Origin of the sequence: Chitinophaga sp. YIM B06452, assembly GCF_039655965.1 — a bacterium.
GTDB lineage: Bacteria > Bacteroidota > Bacteroidia > Chitinophagales > Chitinophagaceae > Chitinophaga.
In genome coordinates this window covers 1-301 of sequence record NZ_JAWLKY010000023.1, presented here as the reverse complement: position 1 = coordinate 301, position 301 = coordinate 1, and the positions used below count along the sequence as shown (strand labels likewise).

General features: G+C 52.5%; 1 protein-coding gene. It reads right to left on the bottom strand.

What is annotated here, in order from left to right; translation table 11 throughout:
* Window positions 1-249, bottom strand: a 249-nt coding sequence (locus R3I13_RS27010) for a hypothetical protein (RefSeq protein WP_346321115.1), incomplete at its 3' end; no start/stop codon positions are given.
* Between the last annotated feature and the right edge of the window lie 52 nt (window positions 250-301).

Sequence of the window (301 nt, the reverse complement as noted above, 5' to 3'; positions counted from 1 at the left end):
GTCAACATTGCCACAAGCATCTCTGGCAGTCCACACGCGGAACAGACGGTAATTATTTATACAAGCACCCGGTGCGGATTCACGGCGCTCATTAAAGCTCACCGTTACAAGAGCAGCGCTACAATTATCAGTTGCCGTCAGTAAAGGCGGCACCGGAGGAATGGCATCACAATTTACAAGCACATTGGCTGGCGGAGCAACGGTGAAAGTCGGCCTGGTCGTATCCTGCACAGTAATGATCTGACGCACAGAATCGATATTGCCACAAGCATCACGGGCTGTCCACACCCGGAACAGACGG